This window comes from Allobosea sp. GW822-FHT05A11 (assembly GCF_058800455.1).
Genome location: NZ_JBXAMI010000004.1, coordinates 505,289 through 521,399 on the forward strand (window position 1 = coordinate 505,289; position 16,111 = coordinate 521,399).

The 16,111-nt window shown below is 65.8% G+C and carries 14 protein-coding genes; 7 read left to right on the forward strand and 7 right to left on the reverse strand.

What is annotated here, in order from left to right; genetic code table 11:
* Nucleotides 1–830: 830 nt before the first annotated feature.
* The gene (locus tag AC1RLU_RS16360) at nucleotides 831–1,241 is read left to right on the forward strand and encodes an NADH:ubiquinone oxidoreductase subunit NDUFA12 (protein ID WP_061967688.1); all 411 of its coding nucleotides are present in this window, start codon (nucleotides 831–833) and stop codon (nucleotides 1,239–1,241) included.
* Nucleotides 1,242–1,429: 188 nt separating this feature from the next.
* On the forward strand, nucleotides 1,430–2,056 hold the full coding sequence (locus tag AC1RLU_RS16365; RefSeq protein WP_061967689.1) for a DUF2155 domain-containing protein: 627 nt from the start codon (nucleotides 1,430–1,432) through the stop codon (nucleotides 2,054–2,056).
* A gap of 25 nt (nucleotides 2,057–2,081) precedes the next feature.
* On the opposite strand, the gene aat is transcribed toward AC1RLU_RS16365, so the two are convergent.
* A complete protein-coding gene (aat, locus tag AC1RLU_RS16370) occupies nucleotides 2,082–2,753 on the reverse strand; it encodes a leucyl/phenylalanyl-tRNA--protein transferase (protein ID WP_492796795.1) in 672 nt (223 codons plus the stop codon).
* Nucleotides 2,754–2,991: 238 nt separating this feature from the next.
* Complete coding sequence (gene gyrA, locus AC1RLU_RS16375) at nucleotides 2,992–5,715, reverse strand: DNA gyrase subunit A (RefSeq protein ID WP_492796967.1); 2,724 nt, start codon at nucleotides 5,713–5,715, stop codon at nucleotides 2,992–2,994.
* Between the two features lie 292 nt (nucleotides 5,716–6,007).
* Here gyrA and AC1RLU_RS16380 point away from each other — a divergent pair, with 292 nt between their 5' ends.
* On the forward strand, nucleotides 6,008–6,640 hold the full coding sequence (locus tag AC1RLU_RS16380) for a MarC family protein (RefSeq protein ID WP_061967694.1): 633 nt from the start codon (nucleotides 6,008–6,010) through the stop codon (nucleotides 6,638–6,640).
* A 234-nt stretch (nucleotides 6,641–6,874) separates the two neighbouring features.
* Nucleotides 6,875–8,059, forward strand: a complete 1,185-nt coding sequence (locus AC1RLU_RS16385; protein WP_492796797.1) for an acyltransferase family protein — start codon at nucleotides 6,875–6,877, stop codon at nucleotides 8,057–8,059.
* 40 nt (nucleotides 8,060–8,099) lie between these two features.
* Here AC1RLU_RS16385 and AC1RLU_RS16390 read toward each other — a convergent pair whose 3' ends face one another.
* The gene (locus AC1RLU_RS16390; protein ID WP_210184322.1) at nucleotides 8,100–8,267 is read right to left on the reverse strand and encodes a hypothetical protein; all 168 of its coding nucleotides are present in this window, start codon (nucleotides 8,265–8,267) and stop codon (nucleotides 8,100–8,102) included.
* A 340-nt stretch (nucleotides 8,268–8,607) separates the two neighbouring features.
* Here AC1RLU_RS16390 and AC1RLU_RS16395 point away from each other — a divergent pair, with 340 nt between their 5' ends.
* From AC1RLU_RS16395 to AC1RLU_RS16405, 3 genes are read left to right on the forward strand one after another with little or no spacing between them, the layout of a single operon-like run.
* Nucleotides 8,608–8,922 carry an ArsR/SmtB family transcription factor gene (locus AC1RLU_RS16395; protein ID WP_492796798.1) on the forward strand — a complete coding sequence of 105 codons (315 nt, stop codon included), beginning with the start codon at nucleotides 8,608–8,610 and terminating at the stop codon, nucleotides 8,920–8,922.
* On the forward strand, nucleotides 8,919–9,278 hold the full coding sequence (locus tag AC1RLU_RS16400) for an SRPBCC family protein (protein ID WP_492796800.1): 360 nt from the start codon (nucleotides 8,919–8,921) through the stop codon (nucleotides 9,276–9,278). Before AC1RLU_RS16395 ends, AC1RLU_RS16400 begins: the two co-directional genes overlap by 4 nt.
* Before the next feature lie 49 nt (nucleotides 9,279–9,327).
* Nucleotides 9,328–9,939 (forward strand): ATP-dependent Clp protease proteolytic subunit, encoded by a 612-nt coding sequence (locus AC1RLU_RS16405; protein ID WP_091859633.1) that lies wholly within the window; start codon nucleotides 9,328–9,330, stop codon nucleotides 9,937–9,939.
* Between the two features lie 18 nt (nucleotides 9,940–9,957).
* Here the strand turns inward: AC1RLU_RS16405 and AC1RLU_RS16410 are convergent, their stop codons facing one another.
* The 4 genes from AC1RLU_RS16410 to AC1RLU_RS16425 all read right to left on the reverse strand — a co-directional run bounded on the left by AC1RLU_RS16410 (nucleotide 9,958) and on the right by AC1RLU_RS16425 (nucleotide 15,760).
* Nucleotides 9,958–11,136, reverse strand: coding sequence for an E22 family MetX-like putative esterase (locus AC1RLU_RS16410; protein WP_492796802.1), 1,179 nt, complete (start codon nucleotides 11,134–11,136; stop codon nucleotides 9,958–9,960).
* A gap of 80 nt (nucleotides 11,137–11,216) precedes the next feature.
* Entirely contained in the window at nucleotides 11,217–12,971 is a 1,755-nt protein-coding gene (locus tag AC1RLU_RS16415; protein ID WP_492796803.1) for an AsmA family protein, read from the reverse strand.
* Between the two features lie 96 nt (nucleotides 12,972–13,067).
* Entirely contained in the window at nucleotides 13,068–14,654 is a 1,587-nt protein-coding gene (locus AC1RLU_RS16420) for an ABC transporter permease (RefSeq protein ID WP_492796804.1), read from the reverse strand.
* 95 nt (nucleotides 14,655–14,749) lie between these two features.
* Nucleotides 14,750–15,760 (reverse strand): extracellular solute-binding protein, encoded by a 1,011-nt coding sequence (locus tag AC1RLU_RS16425; protein ID WP_492796806.1) that lies wholly within the window; start codon nucleotides 15,758–15,760, stop codon nucleotides 14,750–14,752.
* Nucleotides 15,761–16,111 lie beyond the last annotated feature (351 nt).

The window sequence follows — 16,111 nt, forward strand, 5'->3', positions numbered from 1 at the left end:
CCCTTGATCTGCCGCGGACTTGCCTTGAAGCCACGCGCGGCCGGTTGATCACCGGCTCCTGATATCAGCCCAAACTCGGTTCGATGCCCTGTGGGTCCCGGCGGTGTTGCCCCGCCGATGGTCCCGGACGCGCCCAAAATGCCCGCGCAAATCCGTTCGCTTCCGCTGTTGATGGCGGATGCGGCGGCAGGCCCGGAACACACTGGAAAACTAGGTTTCGCAGTCATCCAGAGGGGGTGCCGCCGGCCGTCATGCGATGGTCAAAATCTAGTGCAGATGCCGGCTTGGCGTCAAGGAATAGTGTCTATCGATCCCTGTGGACACGACATCTGGTAGAGATATGTGGGTTACGGGGATAAGTTGCAAGGCGCCCGCTAAGCCTCGGAAATCGCCGGGGAATCGGATGCTGCTCGGCAAGATTGCCACAGTGTGGGAGGAAGCGCAGTCCCTAAAATCCCCGCTATCATGGTTGACGGACGCTAAATCCGGTGGGTCCGGGGCCCGGCCGTGTGCTCCGCTTTCAAAGCCCCCCGGAAGTGGCTGATCTCGGAGCACTTCCGGCGAATGCAGCGCGGCGGGCCGATCCGAATCGCGGCCGAATCGTGGCGAGCGACTCACAGGTGCACAGATTTACCGATCCGCGGCTCGCGGCGGGCAAGTCGGGCAGGGGAAGCCGCGCCTACGGCGAGGGGCCGCATTCGATTGCGCTGCCGCCAGGGGCGAACATCGCGTGGTCGGCACGGCCGGCCTATCGCGGACTGGACAGCAGGCGGTGCGGGAGCCATAAGTCGCCCGATTGTTTCAGCATCGCGCGCACGGACTTGAGGACGATGAAGGACTGGCTGCTGCAGATCTTCACCTGGTGGAACGGCCAGACGATCGGCACGCGTTTCCACACCTGGCGCTTCGGCGAGCGGGTGGGAGAAGACGAGTTCGGCAATGTCTATTACCGCACCGCCGGTGGGGTGAAGGACAAGGCGCTTGGCTTCCAGCGGCGCTGGGTGATCTACAAGGGCGATGCGGAAGCCTCCAAGGTACCGCCGGGCTGGAACGGCTGGCTGCATCATACCGTCGATGTCGCCCCCTCCGAGGAAAGCTACCAGCCGCGCGAGTGGCAGCAGCCGCACCAGCAGAACTGGACCGGCACGGCTTTGGCCTATCGCCCGCAGGGCTCGACGCTCGCGGAGGGCGAGCGCCCGGCCGCAACCGGCGACTACCAGGCCTGGACGCCCGGCCGCTGAGAGAAGGCCTGCAAGCCGAGCTTGCCAAATACCGGGCCGCCCCTTTCGGGGTGGCCTTTTTGCTGCCAGCCGGAGGTTTGCCCGGCATACCCCAAGCTTTCCGGGGCCATGCCCTTTTTCCGCTGCGATTGCCGTGTTACTGCGCGCCATCGCGGTCCTTCCGCGCCGTCGAAGAGATTCGCGCCCGCATGCCGTCGTTCTTTCGTTTCCCGATCCTGGCAGGCCTCGCCTCGAGCGCTCTGGCGACGCTGGCGGCCACGGGCCCGGCACAGGCCGACCGCATCCGCAATCCGACCGCGGTCTTCGCCGGGCTCGACAAGATCACCGGCCGGATCATCTCCTTCGAGGTGGCGATCGACGAGACCGTGCAGTTCGGCGCACTTCAATTGACGCCGCGGGTCTGCTGGACGCGCCCGCCGACCGAGGCACCGCAGACCGACGCCTTCGTCGAGGTCGACGAGGTCACGGTCAAGAACGAGTACCGGCGCATCTTCACCGGCTGGATGTATGCGGCGAGCCCGGGCCTGCACGGCGTCGAGCACGCGATCTACGATGCCTGGCTGACCGACTGCAAAGGCGGCACCGAGCTCGTCGTCGACCCCAAGGAGCCGGAGGCGCCACCGGCCGAAGACCCGCGCCGGCCCCGCACGCCCAACCAGCCACCAGCCGCGCAGCAGCCTGCTTCGCCGCCGCGCGGCGGGCGTATCGATGTCGAGCCGCCACGCGGCGTGCCGGTCCAGCCGCAGCGGCCGAGCCAGCGCTTCTTCCCGACCAATCCCTCGCCGGGCCGCGATCCGACCGCCGGCGGCGGCTGATCCTGCCGGTAAGGCGATCCGGCGCTCAGATCCGGGCGAGGGCCTCCCGGCCGTTCATCGCTGTTGAAGCAGGCCAGGCGTGCCAGTCGCCGGCATGCAGCAGGGCGTCGTCGAGCAGGCGGCGATAGCCGTCGCGCGGAATCTCGATCGTGCCGAACTGCGCGAGATGGCCGGTCTGGAACTGGGTATCCAGCAAACGATAGCCGCCATGCCTCAATCGGGCGACGAGATGGACCAGCGCGACCTTCGAGGCGTCGGTTTCGCGATGGAACATGCTCTCGCCGAAGAAGGCGCCGCCCAGCGAGAGGCCATAGAGGCCACCGACCAGCCGGCCTTCGCGCCAGCATTCGACCGTGTGGACATGGCCGAGCGTGAAGAGCGCGCCGAAGATTTCGAGGATGCGCGGGTTGATCCAGGTTTCCGCGCGGTCCGGCTTGGACTCGGCGCAGGCCGCGATCACGGCGTCGAAGGCGGTATCGACCCTGATCTCGAAGCGGTCCGAGCGCACCGTGCGGGCAAGCCGCGTGGAGAGGTGGAAGCCGTCGAGCGGAATGATGCCGCGCAATTCCGGCTCGACCCAGAACAGGCCGGGATCGTCGGCGCTCTCCGCCATCGGGAAGATGCCAGCGGCATAGGCGCGCAGCATGATCTCCGGCGTGATCGCGGGGGTGCGGACGGGCACGGAACGAGCCTTCATGGGGCGATGGGAGCGCGGGGCGGGGCTTGAGTCAAACGAGGGCTGCCGGAATGGCCAGCCTCGTCATGCTCGGGCTTGACCCGAGCATCTCGCGAAGGAGCGCCTCTTCGGCAGGAGATTCTCGGGTCTGCGCTTTGCTTCGCCCGAGAATGACGCGCCTACCAGGGCCAGTCTGGCGAGTCCGCCCCGCCATGGCTTCAGATATTGCCTGAAGCCATGGCCGCAACAGACTGACGGATCAGCCTTCCGTGGGCTCGCCGCCCGGCGCCGCGTCGCCTGCCTCGGCGTCTTCGTCACCTTCACCATCGTCGTTGATGCACTCGACCGAGACGACCTTCTCGTCCTTGGCGGTGTTGAACACCGTCACGCCCTGCGTCGAGCGCCCGGCGATGCGGATGCGGTTGTCCGGGCCGGCATCGACCGGCACGCGGATGAGCTGGCCGCCATCGGTGACGAGCATGAGCTGGTCTGAGTCGAGGGCCGGGAAGGACGCCACGAGCTTGCCGTTGCGGTCGTTCACGACCATCGCGACGATGCCCTTGCCGCCGCGCCCGGTGACCCGGTACTCGAAGGACGAGGTGCGCTTGCCGTAGCCACGCTCCGAGATGGTCAGGATGAACTGCTCGGCCGCACCCATGGCGGTGTATTTCTCAAGCCCGAGCTCGATATCGCCGCCACTCTCCTCGGCGTCGGCATCGACCGCCACGGTGGCTTCCGCGCCGTCCTCGGCCTCGCCGGTCAGTGCCCTGCGGGCAGCCGCAGCGCGCTTGAGATAGGCGGCGCGCTCGTCCGGCGTGGCGTCGAGATGGTGCAGGATCGCGAGCGAGATCACCTCGTCGCCCTTGGCCAGGTTGATGCCGCGCACGCCGGTGGAGTCGCGGCCCTTGAAGACGCGGACCTCCGGCACCGCGAAGCGGATGCACTGGCCGAGGGCGGTCGTCAGCAGCACGTCGTTGCCTTCGGTGCAGATCTGCACGTCGACGATGTGGTCGCCCTCGTCGAGCTTCATCGCGATCTTGCCGGCGCGGTTGACGTTGACGAAGTCGGAGAGCTTGTTGCGCCTCACGCCGCCCGAGGCTGTCGCGAACATCACGTCGAGCGTCTCCCAGCTCGCCTCGTCCTCCGGCAGCGGCATGATCGTGGTGATGCGCTCGCCGGCCTCGATCGGCAGCATGTTGACCAGTGCCTTGCCGCGGGCGTTCGGCGCGGAAAGCGGCAGGCGCCAGACCTTCTCCTTGTAGACCTGACCTTCCGAGGAGAAGAACAGCACCGGCGTATGGGTCGAGGCGACAAAGAGACGGGCGACGAAATCCTCGTCCTTGGTCGCCATGCCGGAGCGGCCCTTGCCGCCGCGGCGCTGTGCCCGGTAGGTCGAGAGCGGCACGCGCTTGATGTAGCCGCCATGGCTGACGGTAACGACCATGTCCTCGCGGGCGATCAGGTCCTCGTCGTCGAGGTCGGAGCCCCAGTCCTGGATCTCGGTGCGGCGCGGCGTGGCGAAGGCGGCCTTCACCTCGGCGAGCTCGTCCTTGACGATCGACTGGATGCGGGCGCGCGAGCGCAGGATGTCGAGATAATCCGCGATCTCCTTGGCGAGCTTCTCCAACTCGTCGCCGATCTCGTCGCGGCCGAGAGCTGTGAGGCGCGACAGGCGCAGCTCGAGGATCGCCTTGGCCTGCGCGTCCGAGAGCCGGTAGGTGCCGTCCGGATTGATGGGGTGGCGCGGATCGTCGACCAGCGCGATCAGCGGCGCGATGTCCTCGGCCGGCCAGTCGCGTGCCATCAGGGATTCATGCGCGGCGGCGGGCGTCGGTGCGGTGCGGATCAGGCGGATGACTTCGTCGATATTGGCGACGGCGGTGGCGAGGCCGCAGAGCACATGGGCGCGCTCGCGGGCCTTGTTCAGGAGGTAGCGCGTGCGCCGCGAGACGACCAGCTCGCGGAACTCGACGAAGGCCGAGATGAAGTCCTTGAGATTGAGGACTTCCGGACGGCCGCCGTTCAGCGCGACCATGTTCGCGCCGAAGGAGGTCTGCAGCGGGGTGAAGCGGTAGAGCTGGTTCAGCACGACATCGGCGACGGCGTCGCGCTTGATCTCGATGACGACGCGCACGCCCTCGCGGCTGGATTCGTCGCGCAGGTCGGAGATGCCCTCGATGCGCTTCTCGCGCACGAGATCGGCGATCTTCTCGACCATCGTCGCCTTGTTCACCTGATAGGGAATCTCGGTGACGACGATCGCCTCGCGCTCCTTGCGCATCTCCTCGATATGCGTCTTCGAGCGCATCACGATCGAGCCGCGGCCGGTGTGATAGGCCGAATGGATGCCGCTGCGGCCCATGATCGAGGCGCCGGTCGGGAAATCCGGGCCCGGCACGATCTCGATCAGGTCGTCGATCGAGATCTCGGGATCGTCGATATAGGCGACGCAGGCGTCGATGACCTCGCCGAGATTGTGCGGCGGGATATTGGTGGCCATGCCGACGGCGATGCCGCCGGCGCCGTTGACGAGGAGGTTCGGATAGCGCGCCGGCAGGACCGTCGGCTCATGCTCCTTGCCGTCGTAGTTCGGCTGGAAATCGACGGTGTCGAGGTCGAGATCCTCGAGCAGCGGCATCGCCGCCTTGTCGAGGCGGGCCTCGGTGTAACGATCGGCGGCGGCGCTGTCGCCGTCCATCGAGCCGAAATTGCCCTGGCCGTCGATCAGCGGCAGGCGCAGCGAGAAATCCTGCGCCATGCGCACCAGCGCGTCATAGACCGCGAGATTGCCGTGCGGATGGTACTTACCCATCGTGTCGCCGACGATGCGGGCGCATTTGGTATAGGGCCGCTCGGGCACGTTCTTGTTCTCGTGCATCGAGAACAGGATGCGGCGATGGACCGGCTTCAGGCCGTCGCGGACATCGGGCAGAGCGCGGCTCACGATCACGCTCATGGCGTAATCGAGATAGCTCTTCTTCATCTCGTCGGTGATCGCGATCGGCTTGATGTCGCCGCCGAAATCCGGGGCGTTGTCGCGCTTGTCGTCGGTATCGTCGCTCAAGGGAAAATGTCCCGATTCCTGCTGGTTTTTCAGCCTTCTGGCTATCCGATTCCGGCAGGAGAAGCCAGCAAAAGCGGGCGCTGTCCAAGCAAAAATTATCCAAGCGAATTCAGTGGCTTACGGATGATTTTCGGATGCCTTCCGGCGCGCTGCCATATTCCGGCCTTTCTTGGTGCGTGACGGCGGGCCTGCGGCATGCTGATGTGGCGCCATGTTCGTCGAATTCGCCACCGCAGCCCTCGTCACCATGCTGGTGACGCTCGACCCGCCAGGCCTTGCGCCGATCTTCCTGTCGCTGACGCGCGGGATGTCGGAAAGCGAGCGGCGGCAGGTCGCCATCCGCGCCTCGATCATCGCCTTCTGCATCATGGCCTTCTTCGCCGTGGCGGGCGACATCGTGCTGAAGGCGCTCGGCGTCTCGCTGCCGGCCTTCCGCATTGCGGGCGGGCTGCTGCTGTTCTGGATCGCCTTCGAGATGGTGTTCGAGCGCCGGACAGAGCGCAAGCAGCAGACGGCGGATACCGCGATCACCCAGGACCATATCCGCAATGTCGCGGCCTTCCCGCTGGCGATCCCGCTGATGGCGGGGCCGGGCGCGCTGACGGCGATGATCCTGCTTGCCGGCCGCGCCGGCGGCGACCCGCTGCTGCTGGCGACGCTGGCTGTGATCTGCGGGCTGGTGGTGTTGTCCTGTCTTCTGGTGTTCCTCTCGGCGACGCCGATCGCGAAGCTTCTGGGCGTCACCGGCAATATCGTGCTGACGCGCCTGCTGGGAGTGATCCTGGCGGCGCTGGCGGTGCAGTTCGTGATCGACGGGATCAAGGCTGCCGCGCAGGCGGGGTAGGGACGGGTTGGAAGGGCTGCTTTCGATCCGTTGCGGTCATTCATCCTCGCCGTTACGACGCATCGCATCGAGCTCTTCCGGCTTCATCCGCTAGACCGCTTTTGCAGCTCTCTGATCGACCTTCCGGTCATTCGGGTTGAGGCCGCCCCGCCGCCTGGAACCGCCCGCGTTCTTGCCAACCATCAAGAACCTTTTCGTGTGATCGGCTCGATTACGGACCAGGGGGAGGCAGCTATGCCTTACAGACCGTTTGGGACGCTTAGGACATTACTGGCTCTGCTTGTTCTCCTCCAACATGTCGGCCATGTCGGGCCAGCCGAGATGCAGGCAAACTGGAGCTGGGCAACTGGTTCAGTTGCGGTTCTCGTCTTTTTCGCTCTTTCCGGTTTCGTCATCACAGAGGCTGCGGAGAATATCTATTGGAAGCGACCTTTGCAGTTCGCTGCAAACCGCGCCCTGCGTATCGTGCCTCAATATGTGATGTCCTTAGCGCTATCCATTGGCGCAATTGCCATGGCTGCGGCCCTGATTGCAAATTTTCTACCGAATAAGCTTGTACCGTATTCTGAAGATCAAATTCTATCTTTGGATAATATATTCGCCAATTTCTTTATGATGTTACCGGGTTACGGCCAGGATCGACCGCCTTTCATCCCATATGTCTGGGCTTTGCGAGTCGAGGTTTTCTTTTACAGCCTTCTGGGTGTCACCTTGTGGATCGGGGCCTATCAGCGACGCCTGTCCTATGTCACGCTTTTGATCGTGGCAGCTCTCATGTTCACGGCCGCATTGAACCAAAAGGGGCCCGGTCTCTTTGGATTCGTGCCTTACTTTGCTCTCGGGATAGCGGCCTATCTCGCCACGCGTGCACCGTCATGGCTCAGCTACGGCATCGTTGCTGCCCTGTTCGCTCTATGCCTCTGGACCTGCACAGAAATGAGCATGCCCTCATTTTTGCCGGCGCGGCAGCTTACCGAAGCGCACAACACCGTTCATTTCATCCTGTTCTTCATTCTAACGCTCATCTTCCTCATCCTCATCCCCGTGAAGCTACCAGTACCCTGGAGCCGCATCGACCGACGGATCGGCGACCTGTCTTTCCCGCTCTATCTGCAGCAGTATGTTGTTCTGGTTTTCGCGTATGCGCTTCTTCCGGCCTCCTATTGGACTGTGGCAGCGGTGATTGCGCTCTCCCTTGCCGTAGCTTGGCTGTCGGACCTTTTCGTTGAGGCGCCCATAAGGATGCTTCGAGATCGAATCCGAGGCCATCCCATCAAGACGGATACCGCGATATCGCGGGACGTCGAATATGCCCGTTCCAAGCCGTTCGGCGTCGTGGGTCAGCGTGGCGCGGACGCGTCGTCCGACGAAGAGCCAACCCCGGAACAGCTCGCGAATGGAGAACGGTCTGGTGCCTGATCGCGACCCATTGCAGATTTCGTAGCTTCGTGCGCAGCAATCAGTGCTTCGGCCCCATGGTCCCGACCGTCTTCAATCGTGCAGACCTGACCCAGCCACTGACGTCGCTGCCGGTTCTGGGATTGAGATACATCACCGACGACCAGCCATCCCGTGTCTGCGCATAAGTGATGACCGCGTCCTTCGGGATGATGAAGACGCCCTTCATGGGGCATGCGCTGTCCGGCGCTGAATGGAATTGCAGGCGGCCGGCGCCGGTTACGGCCTGGCTCAGCGGCGGTGACAGGGCAGGAGCCTGAGCCGAACCGGCCGGCGGCTCCGTACAGGCGGCCCATGCGGGAGACGACAGGACGGCGCAGAGGAGGAGAATTCCCGGTCTCGTCATCCTCATCGCGTACCCTTTCGTGCCCTGCTCGGTGCTCGTGACAGGCTAGCACAGGGCTCACGCCTCGCATCCGGGAGAACGAGGCGGCGATGCTGGCGGGCTTGGGCGGGTGACCCGAACAAAAGCTCTTGCGTATCACATAAGTGAATGCTTATGTGATTGCATGATCGAGAACGAGATCTTCAAGGCACTGGCCGATCCGACGCGGCGCGCCATCCTCAACAAGCTTACGGCGGGCAGCCTGAATGCCAGCGCGTTGCGCGAGGGCATGGCGATCAGCCAGCCGGCGATGTCTCAGCATCTCGCGGTCCTGCGGGGGGCGAGCCTCGTTCGCGAGGAGCGGCAGGGACGCTTCGTCAACTACCGGGTCGATCCGGAGGGGCTCGCGCTGGTCGCGCGCTGGCTGACGAAATACCGCGCCTTCTGGCCGGCGCGGATCGACGATCTCAGGACCTTGCTCAGGGAGATGGATCAATGAGCGGCGACGACAGCGAAGCGGCGATTGATCCTCTCGTCTTCGAATTCCGGTTCGACGAGCCGCCCGAGAAGCTCTGGCGCGCGCTCAGCACGCCCGGCCTGCGTGAGCACTGGCTGCCCGAGGCGGAGCTGGCCGATCCCAAGCCGAGCATCGTCACGCCGGGCGAGGCGCTGCGCTACCGGATGCGCGACAGCGAGCCGCCGTTTCTGGCAAGCGTGGTCACGTTCCGGATCGACGCCAACGAGGCCGGTGGAAGCAGCCTGCATGTGATCCATGAATTGACCGATCGCCGCGTCGGACAGGATCTGATCCCGGCGAACAGCAATGCGCCGCCGCTGATGCGTGCCGCTGCTTAAGGCGAAGCGAAACCTCACCATCCATTCCCCAAGATTTTGGAGTTCGCCGATGCGCGAAGCGATGCAACTCGTCCCTATGGTCGTCGAGCAGTCGAGCCGCGGGGAGCGCTCGTTCGACATCTACTCGCGGCTGCTGCGCGAGCGGATCATCTTCCTCAACGGCGAGGTCAACGACGCGATGAGCGCGCTGGTCTGCGCGCAGCTCCTCTTCCTCGAGGCGGAGAATCCGAAGAAGCCGATCCATCTCTACATCAACTCGCCGGGCGGCGTGGTGACCAGCGGCTTCGCCATGTACGACACGATGCGCTACATCCGCTCGCCGGTGCATACGCTGTGCATGGGCACGGCGCGCTCGATGGGCTCGTTCCTGCTGATGGCGGGGGAGCCGGGCGAACGCGGGGCGCTGCCCAATGCGAGCCTGCATGTCCATCAGCCGCTCGGCGGCTTCCAGGGGCAGGCCTCCGACATCTTCATCCATGCCGAGGAGATGCGGCAGACCAAGCACCGGCTGACCCGGCTCTATGCCGAGCATTGCGGGCGAACTTACGAGGAGGTCGAGCGCACGCTCGACCGCGACCGCTTCATGACGGCGGAAGAGGCGCTGGAATGGGGCCTGATCGACCGGATCGTCCACCGGATGGAGGAGCCGGCCGCGGCGTGAGCGGCCGGCTGCTATCGCCTATTTCTCCAGGAACGCCCGGATCGCGCCCTCGGCCTGCTTCATCGAGATCACGCCGTCGAGATGGCCGCGCGTGCCGTCGATGGTGGCGTGGGTGATGTCGCGCCCGGCCTCCTTCGCCGCCTTCACGGTCGTCGCGACCATGTCGGGCGTGAAGACGAGGTCCTTCGGCTGGGTGATCAGCAGCATCGGCGCCTTGATCTTGGCCATGCCGTCGGCCAGCGAAGTGCCGCCGGCGGCGAAGAGCTGGTTCGCCTTGACGAGATAGAGGAAGTGGTTGGCGTCCGAGACCTTCGCGCGGGCCATGCCGGCATTGTCGAGCACGCTCTGGACCTGGAACTTGTTGGCGAGCGCCTTGCCGGGCTCCTCGCCCTCCTTGGCCGGGCGGCGGCCGAAGGTGGCATTGGCCCAGTCCTGGTGGTTCGCCTGTAGCGTCACTGCCGTCAGCGCCTTGGCGAGGCCGGCGAGCGGCGGGGCCTTGCCGTAGTAATCGCCATTGTTCCAGTTGGGATCGACGAGGATCGGCGCGGCCCAGACGTCGAGCCAGGCGATCAGCATCGCATCGGCCTCAGCCGCACCGATCACCGGCATGGCCTTGGCGACCATCTCGGGATGGCTCGTCGCCCATTCGAAGGTCTGGAGCGAACCCATCGAGGGGCCGGCGACCAAAGCGAGCTTTCTGATACCAAGGCTTTCGACCAGCGCCTTCTGGACCTCGACGAAGTCGCGCACCGTGACGACCGGGAAATCGAGGCCATAAGGCTTGCCGGTATCGGGATTGGTCGAGGCCGGGCCGGTGGTGGTGGTCTTGGGGTCGCCCGTGTTGAGGTTCACCAGCGTGTCCGAGGACAGGACGAAATACTTGTTGGTGTCGATCGCCTTGCCGGGGCCGATGATCGCGTCCCAGTAGCCCGGCGCTGCGTCGCTGGCGTCGTATTTGCCGGCCGCATGGGAGTTGCCGGAGAAGAAATGGCAGATCAGCACGGCATTGGATTTGTCGGCGTTGAGCGTGCCGTAGCTCTCCCAGCCGACGCGGACATTCTTCAGCGCCCGTCCGCTCTGGGTGGTGAAGTTCGCGAGCTCGAAGACCTTCTTCTCGACCGTCGGTTCCTGCGCGTCGGCCATGCCTGCCGTCATCCATCCTGCGAGCGCGAGAGCGCCCATGAGCCACATCTTCATCGCCGCATCCTTCCCGCTGCCGCAACAAGGTCCGGCCGCATCAGAGCGGATTTCGGGGGAGCGCGAAAGCGGGTTGGGAGCTACCGGGTGAGCAGCGTCGGCACGAGGGAGGCGCCGGCGGGGCTGAGGAAGGCCTCGGCCTCGATATCGAAGGCGGGAACATCGATCGGGCCCTTGAGCCGGAAGGGCAGTTTCAGGTTGCCGTTCGGCGAGGTGAGCAGCGCGGTCATGTCGAGGTTGCGGGTGCGCAGCGAGGCGCTGCCGGCCAGGTTGAAGCGGTAGTTCGAGCCGGTCATCTGCGCCTCGGTCAGGGCGAGAAGCCCGCCGGCGATCCCGGCATTGGCCGAGATCGTCTCGAACGGCGTCTTGCCCTGCCGCCATTCGCGCAGGGCCTGGGCCGGGCTGCGTTCGGCGCGGCGGAGCAGTTCGCCGAAGGCGGCGCCGCCGATCTCGCCCTGCCGGGCCGCGAGGTTGGCCCGTCCGGTGAGCGAGCCCAGCAACTCGTCGAAGGAGCGCCCGACGCCATCGAGCGTGAGCTGCAGGCCGCCGGTGCCGCTGAGGCGCGCCAGTTGCGGCAGGTCGGAAGCAGCCTGGCCGATATTCACCTTGTCGAGGCCGGCCTGGAGCTTGACGTCGACGCCGGCGGGAACTCCGACCGCGAGCAAACGGCTCTTGACGCTGCCGCCATAGGCGCTGGCCCGCAGCAGGCCGGTTTCGAACCGACCCTTCTTCACCAGGAGATAGGTCGCGACGTCGGTGAGCTTTGCGCCTTTCAGACGGACGGAGTCGACCGATATCCGCAGATCGATGTCGCGCGCGGTCCAGGCATCGAGGTCGAAGGGCGCGGTATCGGCTGCATCGACGACCGGGACCGGCAGTCGATCGACAAGCCGGCCGAGATCGAGCGTCACGCCGGCGAGTGTGCCCGACAGCGCGAAGCGTCCACCGGCATCGGCAAGCTTGATCGCGCCGTCGAGGCGCTCGCCGTCGAGACTGACGATGGCGTTGTTGAACGAGACCTCGCGGGGCTTCACCTGGATGTCGGCCGAGACGGCGACGGTGCCAAGCGCCGAGGCCAGCCGCGATTCCTCGCCGAACCAGCCGAAAAGCTCGGGAAGCGAAGGTGTGGAAAGGGCAAGCAGACCGTTGATTACCGGTGCGCCGGGGCCGGAGCGCGTGCCCTCGAAGCGCAGCTTCAGCAAGGAGGAGGTCGCCGAGAGAGCGGTCTTGGCGCTGCCTCCCACCATCGGCCAGAGCAGGCTCACCTCGGTCGGTACGCCGCGCCAGTTGAGCGAGCCGGACAGGGCGAGAGGCTCGTTGAGGCTGCGCTCGTCGATGACGAGATCGAGATCGCGTACGACGCTCTGGATCGCACCATTCGCCCGCAGGAAGACAGAGCCCGAGCGGATGACGATCTTGCTCTGGCTTTGCAGCCGCTCGAATTCGGCGAGCGGAGTGCTGAGCCATTCGGTGACGCCGTCGCTTCCGGCAGGAACGGCGACGTCGATCCGCGGCGCGATCAGATCGACCCGGTCGAAGCTGATCCGCCCGCCCAGTAGCGGCAGAAGCCGCAACTGCGCTTTGACCCGTACGGCCTCGCCGGAGAGCGCACCGTCGCGCTGGCTGAAGGCGACCTGCGACAGGCTGATGCGGGGTAGCGGGAGCAGGGCGATTTCGGCGCGCTCGATCGCCTTGACGACGAAGCCGGTCCGCTCTTCGATCGCGCTGACGGCCGCGCGCTGGACACGGCCCAGCGCAACGTCCCACGACCGCGAACCGAGCAGGCCGATGGCGACGACGAGGCTGAAGGCGATGATCGCAGCGCGTCTGGTCATGGACTTCCGAATCGGCACCGGGCCGAAATTCAGCCAGCCCCCTGGCGGCACAGGGTTTAGGCCGATGCCGAGGGCTTGTCGAGGCGGGAAAGCCGGCTATCCCGCGCGATTCGTGCCGGCTTTCGCCAGGACGAAGGCTGGATAGAGCCCGGCCAGGATGATCAGCAGCGCCGCCAGCGCGCCATCCTCGAAGACGCCGCGCGAGGCATGACCGTAAACCACGGTCGCCAGCGTGTCGACATTGAGCGGGCGCAGCAGCAGCGTAGCCGGCAATTCCTTGAGGCAGTCGACGAAGACAAGAAGCCCGGCTGCGGCGATGGCCGGTCGGGCCAGCGGCCAGTGGATGCGGCGCAGCACCTCCGGCCCGGCGGCACCAAGCGCGCGGGCTGCATCGTCGATCCGCGGCGAGACCCGCGCCAGCCCGCTCTCGACGCCGGAGACCCCGATGGCGAGGAATCGCACGGTATAGGCGATGACGAGCGCGGCGCCGGAGCCGATCAGGATCAGGCCCGGCTTGAGGCCGAACAGGGCGGATGCGGCATCGGCCAGCAGGTTGTCGAAGGCCGCGAGCGGGATCAGCAGGCCGAGCGCGAGCACGGTGCCCGGCACGGCGTAGCCGAGGCTGGCAATGCGGGCGAGGGGCTTCAGCCAGGTCTCGCGGCCACTGCGGCTGGCCGTGGCGATGCCGAGCCCGAGCGCCACGACCAGGATCGATGCGAGGCCGGAGAGCAGCAATGCATTGCCGAGAAGCCGCAACAGCGCGGCGTCGAACTGGGCCAGCAGGCCACGCTGCAGGATTTCGGTGAGGAGATAGCCGATCGGCAAGGCGGCACCGAACAGCACGGGCAGGGCGCAGGCGAGGGCGGCCAGAGCGGCGCTGCGACCATGCAGCGGCCGGCGCGTCACCGGTCGGGGCTGGCGGACCGGCAGGGCGAAGCGGCGCTGTCCGCGCAGCTTCCTCTCGGCGAGGATCAGCGCGAAGACGATCAGTAGCATGACGCAGGCGATCTGGGCTGCGCCGGGCAGCGAGCCGCGATTGACCCAGGTCGTGTAGATCGAGAGCGTCAGCGAGCGGACGCCGAGATATTCGGTGGCACCGATATCGTTCAGCGTCTCCAGCAGGACGAGGGTCAGGCCGGCGGCCAAAGCCGGGCGCGCGAGCGGCAGGCCGATGCGCCAGAACAGGCGGCCGGGCGCCGCGCCGAGATTGCGCGCGGCCTCGACGATGCTGGCGCCCTGCACGCTGAACAGCGCGCGCGTGCTGAGATAGACGTATGGGTAGAGCACGATCGCCATGATCGCGATCGCGCCCGGCAGGTTGCGCGGATCGGGAAACCAGTAGTCGCGCAGCGAGCGCCAGCCGGTGGCGGCGCGCAACGCGCTCTGGAGCGGCCCCTGGAAGCCGAGGAACTCGACGTAGATATAGGCGGTCAGATAGGTCGGCAGCGCCAGCGGCAGCACGAGCAGCCATTCGAGCGAGCGCCGCCCCGGGAAATCATACTGCGTCACCAGCCAGGCGGTGCCGACGCCGATCACGGCGCAGGCCGTGCCGATGCCGGCCAGCAGCAGACTGGTCTGGACGAGGGCTGTCGGCAGGACGTTGGCGGCGAGATGCGGCCAGATCTCGGCCGCCTGCCGCGAGGACAATGCGGTCGCGACGAGCGCAAGCAGCGGCAGCAGCACGAGCGCCGCGCCTCCGATCGCCGCATAGGCAAAACGCGTCGACGGCCGCCACGAGAATGGCGACCGTCGCTGCTGATTGAGCGGTTGGCTCAGGCTCAATTGTCGAAGCCGACCTTGTCGACAAGATTCGCCGCGGCCTTGCGCTGCTTGGCCACCTCGGAGAGCGGCAGCTTGTCCGGGGTGACGGCGCCGAGCAGCTTGACGGCGGCGGAGTCGGTCACGGCCGCGTTGACCGGGAACTCGAAATTGCCGTTCGCGTAGAGGGCCTGCGCCTTGTCGCCGAGCATGTACTCCACCAGCTTGACCGCGTTCTCCTTGTTCGGAGCGTTCTTGGCCAGCGCGGCGGCCGAGACGTTCACATGGGTGCCGCCGCCGGCGAAGGTGGTCTTGAGCGGCTGGATCGCGTCGAACCAGCCCTTCTGCTCGTTCTTCGCCTGGCTCATCAGGCCGATATAGTAGGTGTTGATGATGGCGATGTCGCAGAGGCCCGACTGGATGTCGCGGGCGACGTCGCGGTCGCCGCCGCCGGGCTTGCGGGCGGCGTTGGCGCGCACGGCCTTGAGCCAGGTCTCGGTCTTCTCTGCGCCGTGATGGGCGAGATAGGCGGCGAAGAGCGCGTTGTTATAGGGGTGCTGGCCGGCGCGGATGCAGAACTTGCCCTTCCACTTGGGGTCGGCGAGGTCCTCATAGGTGATCGCGTCCTGCTTGACGCGCTCCTTCGAGACCACGACGACGCGGGCGCGCTTGGTCAGCGTGACCCAGTTGTTGTCGGGGCGAAGCTGCGCCGGGACGGTCTTGTCGACGACCGCGGACTTGATCGGCTGGGTGATGCCGGCATCGACCGCGGCGTTGATCTCGCCGACGTCGACCATCAGCATGACGTCGGCCGGGCTGTTGGCGCCTTCGGCGCGGATGCGCTCCTGCAGGCCGTCCTTCAGGAAGACCGCGTTGACCTTGATGCCGGTGTCCTTGGTGAAGGCTTCCAGCACCGGGTTGAGCAAGGCGGGTTCGCGGGTGGTGTAGAGGTTCACACCCTGCGCGAAGGCCGGGGCGGCCAGCAGGCAGGACGACAGCGCCAGGGCGTGGAGATAGGTCTTTGCGATCATTCTTCTGCTCCGTCGATGGGCGCGATCAGCGCGACGGGCGAGCGATAGAACGCCCGGCAGGGGGCGTCAATGAAGTAATCCTATGATATCAATGCCTTAGACGAATTCTAGCTAACTTCTTATTTTGACGAATTCTAATAAATCAAGCATTGCCTTGGAAAGACGAAGAGATTTCGCGCGCGATCCGGTCGTACATCTTTTGAATGAGGCGACCTGCCGCGGCTGGGGCCGTCAGTTTCCTGTCGAACAGGGGCGCAATACCGGCTCGCATCAGGCCCAAGCCGTTGTCATTCCGGGGCGCCCCCGAGGCGCGAAGTCCCGGACGGACAAGGAGCGTCGAAAGTCTCAACG

Excerpts from the sequence above, each read along its gene's own strand:
- aat (WP_492796795.1), bottom strand. The coding sequence starts at position 2,753 with ATGAAGGCTCGTTCCGTGCCCGTCCGCACCCCCGCGATCACGCCGGAG.
- gyrA (WP_492796967.1), bottom strand. The coding sequence starts at position 5,715 with ATGAAGAAGAGCTATCTCGATTACGCCATGAGCGTGATCGTGAGCCGC.
- AC1RLU_RS16395 (WP_492796798.1), top strand. The coding sequence starts at position 8,608 with ATGATCGAGAACGAGATCTTCAAGGCACTGGCCGATCCGACGCGGCGC.
- AC1RLU_RS16380 (WP_061967694.1), top strand. The coding sequence starts at position 6,008 with ATGTTCGTCGAATTCGCCACCGCAGCCCTCGTCACCATGCTGGTGACG.
- AC1RLU_RS16365 (WP_061967689.1), top strand. The coding sequence starts at position 1,430 with ATGCCGTCGTTCTTTCGTTTCCCGATCCTGGCAGGCCTCGCCTCGAGC.
- AC1RLU_RS16390 (WP_210184322.1), bottom strand. The coding sequence starts at position 8,267 with ATGAAGGGCGTCTTCATCATCCCGAAGGACGCGGTCATCACTTATGCG.
- AC1RLU_RS16425 (WP_492796806.1), bottom strand. The coding sequence starts at position 15,760 with ATGATCGCAAAGACCTATCTCCACGCCCTGGCGCTGTCGTCCTGCCTG.
- AC1RLU_RS16360 (WP_061967688.1), top strand. The coding sequence starts at position 831 with ATGAAGGACTGGCTGCTGCAGATCTTCACCTGGTGGAACGGCCAGACG.
- AC1RLU_RS16415 (WP_492796803.1), bottom strand. The coding sequence starts at position 12,971 with ATGACCAGACGCGCTGCGATCATCGCCTTCAGCCTCGTCGTCGCCATC.
- AC1RLU_RS16400 (WP_492796800.1), top strand. The coding sequence starts at position 8,919 with ATGAGCGGCGACGACAGCGAAGCGGCGATTGATCCTCTCGTCTTCGAA.
- AC1RLU_RS16410 (WP_492796802.1), bottom strand. The coding sequence starts at position 11,136 with ATGAAGATGTGGCTCATGGGCGCTCTCGCGCTCGCAGGATGGATGACG.
- AC1RLU_RS16385 (WP_492796797.1), top strand. The coding sequence starts at position 6,875 with ATGCCTTACAGACCGTTTGGGACGCTTAGGACATTACTGGCTCTGCTT.
- AC1RLU_RS16405 (WP_091859633.1), top strand. The coding sequence starts at position 9,328 with ATGCGCGAAGCGATGCAACTCGTCCCTATGGTCGTCGAGCAGTCGAGC.